This is a genomic window from Micromonospora sp. NPDC048040, assembly GCF_055587185.1.
Map to the genome: position 1 here is coordinate 1 of NZ_JBVJGT010000118.1, position 5,981 is coordinate 5,981.

General features: G+C 66.4%; 8 protein-coding genes. 3 read left to right on the forward strand and 5 right to left on the reverse strand.

All coding sequences use genetic code 11. The annotated features are described in order from the left end of the window. The first annotated feature begins 85 nt into the window (after nt 1–85). Nucleotides 86–271, forward strand: a complete 186-nt coding sequence (locus ACZ6O2_RS36210; protein ID WP_466026174.1) for a hypothetical protein — start codon at nt 86–88, stop codon at nt 269–271. A 93-nt stretch (nt 272–364) separates the two neighbouring features. After that, nucleotides 365–766: a hypothetical protein gene (locus ACZ6O2_RS36215; RefSeq protein WP_466026175.1), complete on the forward strand. Its 402-nt coding sequence runs from the start codon at nt 365–367 to the stop codon at nt 764–766. A 325-nt stretch (nt 767–1,091) separates the two neighbouring features. Here the strand turns inward: ACZ6O2_RS36215 and ACZ6O2_RS36220 are convergent, their stop codons facing one another. Then, on the reverse strand, nt 1,092–1,493 hold the full coding sequence (locus ACZ6O2_RS36220) for an Imm1 family immunity protein (protein ID WP_466026176.1): 402 nt from the start codon (nt 1,491–1,493) through the stop codon (nt 1,092–1,094). Next, complete coding sequence (locus ACZ6O2_RS36225) at nt 1,490–1,840, reverse strand: DddA-like double-stranded DNA deaminase toxin (RefSeq protein WP_466026177.1); 351 nt, start codon at nt 1,838–1,840, stop codon at nt 1,490–1,492. Before ACZ6O2_RS36225 ends, ACZ6O2_RS36220 begins: the two co-directional genes overlap by 4 nt. A gap of 582 nt (nt 1,841–2,422) precedes the next feature. Between ACZ6O2_RS36225 and ACZ6O2_RS36230 the strand changes: the two genes are divergently transcribed. Next, entirely contained in the window at nt 2,423–3,010 is a 588-nt protein-coding gene (locus tag ACZ6O2_RS36230) for an HNH endonuclease family protein (protein WP_466026178.1), read from the forward strand. Between the two features lie 1,145 nt (nt 3,011–4,155). Here ACZ6O2_RS36230 and ACZ6O2_RS36235 read toward each other — a convergent pair. The 3 genes from ACZ6O2_RS36235 to ACZ6O2_RS36245 all read right to left on the reverse strand — a co-directional run. Then, entirely contained in the window at nt 4,156–4,350 is a 195-nt protein-coding gene (locus tag ACZ6O2_RS36235) for a hypothetical protein (RefSeq protein ID WP_466026179.1), read from the reverse strand. Further along, the gene (locus ACZ6O2_RS36240) at nt 4,347–4,784 is read right to left on the reverse strand and encodes a hypothetical protein (protein ID WP_466026180.1); all 438 of its coding nucleotides are present in this window, start codon (nt 4,782–4,784) and stop codon (nt 4,347–4,349) included. Before ACZ6O2_RS36240 ends, ACZ6O2_RS36235 begins: the two co-directional genes overlap by 4 nt. Nucleotides 4,785–5,492: 708 nt before the next feature. Next, the coding region (locus ACZ6O2_RS36245) for an ABC transporter permease (RefSeq protein WP_466026181.1) at nt 5,493–5,981 on the reverse strand (489 nt) is incomplete at its 5' end.

Genomic DNA, 5,981 nt, shown 5'->3' on the forward strand with positions numbered 1-5,981 from the left:
CACGCTCACGCAGCTCATCGTTGTACTTCTTCGGTGCGGGCATCGCTGGTGTTCCTCCCAGGTTTCGATGTCTCCATCAAACCCGGTGCGGAACAACCTGTGGAACCTGTGGCAGATCGCCTCCACGATATGGCAGCTGATCGTTGACGCATACGACCTGCTCGCCAAGCAGATGGTGGCGTTCAAGGAGGGGATCGAGATGCTGGTTGCCAACCTGGTCACCCTGCGGAACCTCATGCGGGGCAACTTCGACGCCCTCAAGACCCTGTAAGGCGGAGCCGTGCAACACGTGACAGGCCGCGACAGTAGAACGTGGCGGGTAGGACGGCGTCGCCTTGCCTGGCAACCGCGCATGCCGCAGTGGGTGAGGAAGCTGTGGTGGGTGGCCGACGGGTTGTCCGATCCGATCACCGGCCTGTTGGCCCTGCTCGCCGTCGTGGCAATGCTTCCAGGGCTTGTCTGGTACGGCCTCAACTGGCTGGCATGCCTGTCGGCCACCCCCTTCGCGTGGCTCGGGCGGGTCGCCTTCGGGCGGCCCGTTCCGGTCGTCGCCTACCCCGACGACGAGAGACACGTTGAGTACTGGGGCAGCGCCGACGGCATCGCTGCCGCAAACCAACTCGTCCGCCAGGTCGTCACCGAGATCGGCGACCGAGGGCAGCCGCTGTCACTCACGGCACCAGTCACCTCAACCACCATCGGACAGGAGATCGCGGAGAAGCCGGTGATCGACCGAATCACATCACGCTTCCCGAAACGAGGCTGAGCCAGCCGCGCAGGGATCCGTACAGGCCGGTTGATCGAGGCCGCCCGACGCTGACGGAAGGCGACACGGCGTGGCGAGCGGGGCTGGCAGGAGTGGTTGATAGTCCTCGCCACGCCGCCTTGATCGAGTAACCGCGGTGCCGGACCGGATAGCGAAGCCGATGGAGAATCGCTGACTTCGGTTTGGCGCCGCGCGTCAGCGGATGTTGCGCCGATCGCGACCACCTGCTTGTGCCTGCGGTGGCCGGTGCGTTCGTCAATATCGATCCACGTCGGGATCACAGGGACCCCGCTGGCTACGTGATGCGATTCGTGTCGGCGGGGCTTCAACAGTTGGGCGTCTGTCTCCAGCCGACGTTGGCGGGGCGTTGGCCAGTGGCGACATAATCCACGACGGCAACCCGGGCGGTCGCTACGGATACTCGGGCGAGGTCGGCGGGAATCTCCAGCAGGCCGGTGTCCGATGACTCATAGACGGCGATGGGCGTGTCCGGGTCGAGGTCCGCGGCGTAGGTGTTGTCGGGCAGCCAGCGCAGCGCCGCCCGGTCCGCGTCGATGTCAATGTTGATGCGCAGTGCGGGCTGGTCGAGGGTGCCGACCGTGAGGGTCTGCCCGCAGCCACCGTGGGGCATGATCGACTCGATCTGCTCGTCGAATCGGCGACCGGCTTCCTCGGCATCGGTCAGCTCGTAGGGGTGGCCGTGGTAGTCGCGTAGCAGCAGCGTCATCGGGTGATCCTTTGTCCGGTGCCGACGTAGACACGGTGCCACCAAGTGGCGCCGGCGTCGCGGGTGACCCACACGCCCAGACGGCTTCCTTGCGGGAGGATGGCGGGCAATACCTTGTCGCAGGTCCAGGGATAGCTCTGGTCGCGGTCGTTGGTGCCGCAGACAGTGTTGTCGACCGCGAGGTCTGACTCGGTGCTACCCGTGAGACGCATGCGCGCGGCGGCCCTGGACTCCACATGATCGTAGAAGGTGACCGGCGGGCCACGCAGTCGATCGTGGTCCAGATCGGCGGCGATCGACCGGTCGCCTCCTCCAGACGTGATCTCCTCGCTGTTGAACAACCCCACTGTGGGACGGGTACGGCCCGCGGGACGCGCTTCGAAGCGGCCGACGACAGCGCGCAGGCTGTCCGGCAGAGCGCCGGGATCGCACCGCTCCCAATCGGAGTTGACCGGCCGAGGGACTTCTTCAGGCTGCCGAGGGGACTGCACGGCCTGGTCACCATGCGGAGACGGGTGCGGGCGCGGCGGGCAGCCCGTTGTCGGTTTCGGCTCATTGTCGTGCCGAGGCCAAAGCCGACGCCGCAACTGCTGGTTCCGCGGCCTGCTGATGGGCGACACCAACGTCCGACCGATGACGGCCGAGACGCGAGGTGGCCGGCCACGATGCAAGCCGTGGAGCGATGGATGGCCTCGCCCGCCGTTGCCGGCGGACCATCCCGTAGGCACTTGCCGATCGGGTCGGCTTTTCACGAATCCGCGCTAATCCCTTCACAAGGATGACCGTCGATGGACATGATCCCTGGAGATAGTCGTTGTTCATCCGCTGTCGCGAGGAGGCCCGCCATGCGCGTGACCCGAGAATCCCACCGATCCCCGCTGCGGCGGCGTGTCGCCGCGACGGTCGTCGCCGTCGTTGCTGGTGCGGGTATGACGACGATCAACGCTCAGCCCGTCTCTGCCACGCCCCCGGGCATCCCGTCCAAGGCGACCGCCCAGTCGCAGCTCAACGCCCTTACCGTGGCGGCGCAGGGTTCGATGACCGGGTACTCCCGTGACTTGTTCCCGCATTGGATCACCATCAGCGGTAGCTGCAACACCCGCGAGCAGGTCCTCAAGCGCGATGGCACTTCTGTCGTGGTGGACAGCTCCTGTGCGGCAACGTCGGGCCGGTGGTACAGCCCGTACGACGGCGCGACCTGGTATGCCGCGTCCGACGTCGACATCGACCACGTCGTGCCCCTGGCCGAGGCATGGCGTTCCGGTGCCAGCTCGTGGACGACCAGCCGCCGGCAGAGTTTCGCCAACGACCTGAGCCGGCCGCAGCTGATCGCGGTGACGGACAACGTCAACCAGGCCAAGGGCGACCAGGACCCCTCCACGTGGCAGCCGCCGCTGTCGTCGTACCGGTGCACCTACAGCAAGATGTGGATCACCGTGAAGTACAGCTGGGGGTTGAAGCTCCAGTCGTCGGAGAAGTCCGCACTGCAGAGCATGCTCAACACCTGCGCCTCCTGACCGCACTCAGCGAGGACCAGCCACGAGCCATGGCCGGAGGCCTCCCACAGGAACCAGCCAGTTGGGTTGGGCCGACAGGCTCATCCTGTGCTGGATGTGAGGGGCCGATGTTCGACGGGATGAAATCGACCGAACCAGTGTCTTAAGTGGCACGTCCGGGCAAATCCACGTCGAGATTGGCAGCGGCTTGTCACGTGCTCGTTACGCTCGACCGGTCAGATCGTTTCTGCTTGAAAGTGGTGCGGGGCCGGCTGGCTGCCGACCCCGCACCGGGTAGCGCTACACCTGGCCGTTGTGCCTGACAAACATGCTGGCCAGGTGTAGCAGGTGGGCGATGGCCTTGGCGGCGACGGCAGGGCCATCGCGCCCCGCACCTTGCAGCAGGTCCGCTGCCAAGTCGCACGCGATGGCCGATGCCGTCAGTGCTCGGCCGACCCGACCCCGCGCCGCTGGCTGCGGTCTGGGGGTGGCGGGCCGCTCTTCATCCGGGACCTGGGGTCCCTCATCCTTCTCGGCCCGCCCGACTGGCAGGGGCGTGTAAACGATCTGTCGTGTATTCGTTGACGATGTCCGGAACGGACGTGTCGTGGGCCGGCGCCGGCGCGATCATCGCATCGCTGCTCGGCGACCGGCACGCGGTGATCGTCGGCAGCCTCGACGCAAGCCCCCACGCTCGGCATCGAGGCGCCCGCCCTGACGACCTACGAAGGCGGCCTCCAGACAAGAGACCCGTCTGGCTGCCGGGTCGCAGCACCATCCGCCGGCCCGACAGGTGGGTGTTGCTGGGCAGGGGCGTGCCGTGGGCGTCCCTGGCCTGTGGGTGGGGCTGTCGATGGAGGACGCACTGGCCGTCCGGAAGCAGCACTGCCATCGTTCACCTCCTGACCGGAATCATCGACTGCTGAGACCGGTTGCGTCTCCGGGCCGGACGCACCACGTTTAGGGGTGCAGTTAGTTACGTCTTATGCGCGCTCGGTAGGGTGCGAGTGGCTTATATCGGGTGAAAGCGCTCCCGTTTGACGGCGATTTTGTGACCCTCATGAGGGTCCCCAGCAGGCGTTGCTGCTGGTGAGCCGTCCAGTGGTGACGTTCCGTGCTCCGACCATCACCAGGACGAGGTTGCGCAGCGTCACCAGGTGGGGCCTTCAGGCCGCCTGGTGCCGCGTAGCGCTGATGCGGAACGGGTGGGTGTACTCGGCGCCGCAGCCAGCGCACCAGGCCCGGAACAGCAGGCTGGTCGCGGTGTCGCCGAGACATGGTTCCACCTCGTAGCGAGTGCCTTCGATCATGGCGTAGAGGCGCCGCCAGCGGATTGGGCAGAGGCAGGCCGCCGTGCTCATGCCGTTGCCTGCCCGTCCTCGGGATCGAGGGCTCGCCACTCTCGGGGCTTGGCGCCGGTGGCGTCGGCGACCTGGGCGACGTCGCGGTGGCTGTAGGCGGTGCGTACGCCGGAGATGGACATGCCGGCGGCTGCGGCCAGGTCGCCCAGCGTGTAGGGGCGGGGTTGGACGAATTCGCGGCCGTAGGCGATCAACTCGCGGATCTGCTGCTCGGCTTCCTCCTTCGCGCGGCGGGCACCGGCCAGCGCGCCGATCAGCGGGTCATGGTCGCCTCCGTCCCACGCGGCCCGCAGGTTCTCGGCAGCACGTTCTTGGTCCTCGGCAGCTTCGTCCCGCGCCGCGAGAAAGCCGTCGTCGTGCTCCTCGCCGGGGTCGGGTTGCGGGATCGGGTACAGGATCGCGGCCACGTCGGTGAAGATGTCTCGTCGAGTCATGCCTACACTCTGCGCACTTGATTGCGATGATCGCAAGATATTGCGCGTGCTGCATTTCGTGCCTCGCGCCCGCCGGGTTTCTGATCTTGTTTAAGAAACGATCGTTTCCCGGACAAGATCAGGATGTCGAATTCCGAGGTTCTCTGCACGAGCTGATGGCCGTAACCAGGAGGCGTGCACGGGAGTGTGAACTTCCGCTGGTCTGGACTCGTGTGCACTACGGTCGATTTGCTCCGTACTCTTGTGTACGACAGTGAGGGCCTGGGCATGGTCGATGAGCCGGCGTTACTCGAGCGAAGTGTGCTGACCGCCACTGCGGAGGTCTGGGATCAGGTCTTGTCCGAGCTGTACGCCGAAGGTGACGGTGACCTCGGTGGGCGCGTGGGCCCGGTGCTCACCGCGTCGTGCACTTCCTAGACCAGGGGGCCGAGCGGCTTGAGCGTGTTACGCAGCACGTCGACGGCGACGGCCTGTCCGCGCCGGGCCACGGGGACGAGCGGGCCGATGCCGTCCGGGACGTCTTCTTCCTGTACTCGGGACCGAGATCAGCCGATGGAAGTGCTGGTGGACCGGATGTGGCAGAACCCGAACCGCATTCCCGCAGCTCAGGGGTCAATCGTAACCGTTCCTCCGGTGCATCGCCGAGTAGCCTGACGCAGGGGACAGCGCCGCATCCGTGCGGATTCGGCGCTGTCTTCTTGCGATCGGCTAGCTGATCTTCTTGCGGTAGATCGCTGTCGCGGCGGCGTAGGCGGCTACGAGCAGGCCGGCGCACCAGGCGAGGGCGATCCAGATGTCGTTGCCGACGGGTTGCTGCGCGAACAGCGCGCGGAGAGTGTTCACGATGGATGTCACCGGCTGGTTCTCGGCGAACCACGCGACCGGGCCGGGCATCGAGTCGGTGGGGACGAACGCCGAGCTGATGAAGGGCAGGAAGATCAGCGGGTAGCTGAAGGCGCTCGCGCCGTCGACGGTCTTGGCGGACAGGCCCGCTATCACGGCGATCCAGGTGAGGGCGAGGGTGAACAGGATCAGGATGCCGGCGACGGCGAGCCAGTCGGCTACGGATGCGCCGGTGCGGAACCCCATGATCAGCGCGACGCCTGTGACGATCACGAGCGAGGCCAGATTGGCGACGAGTGAGGTCAGGACATGCGCCCAGAGCACGGAGGGTCGTGGGATCGGCATCGACTGGAA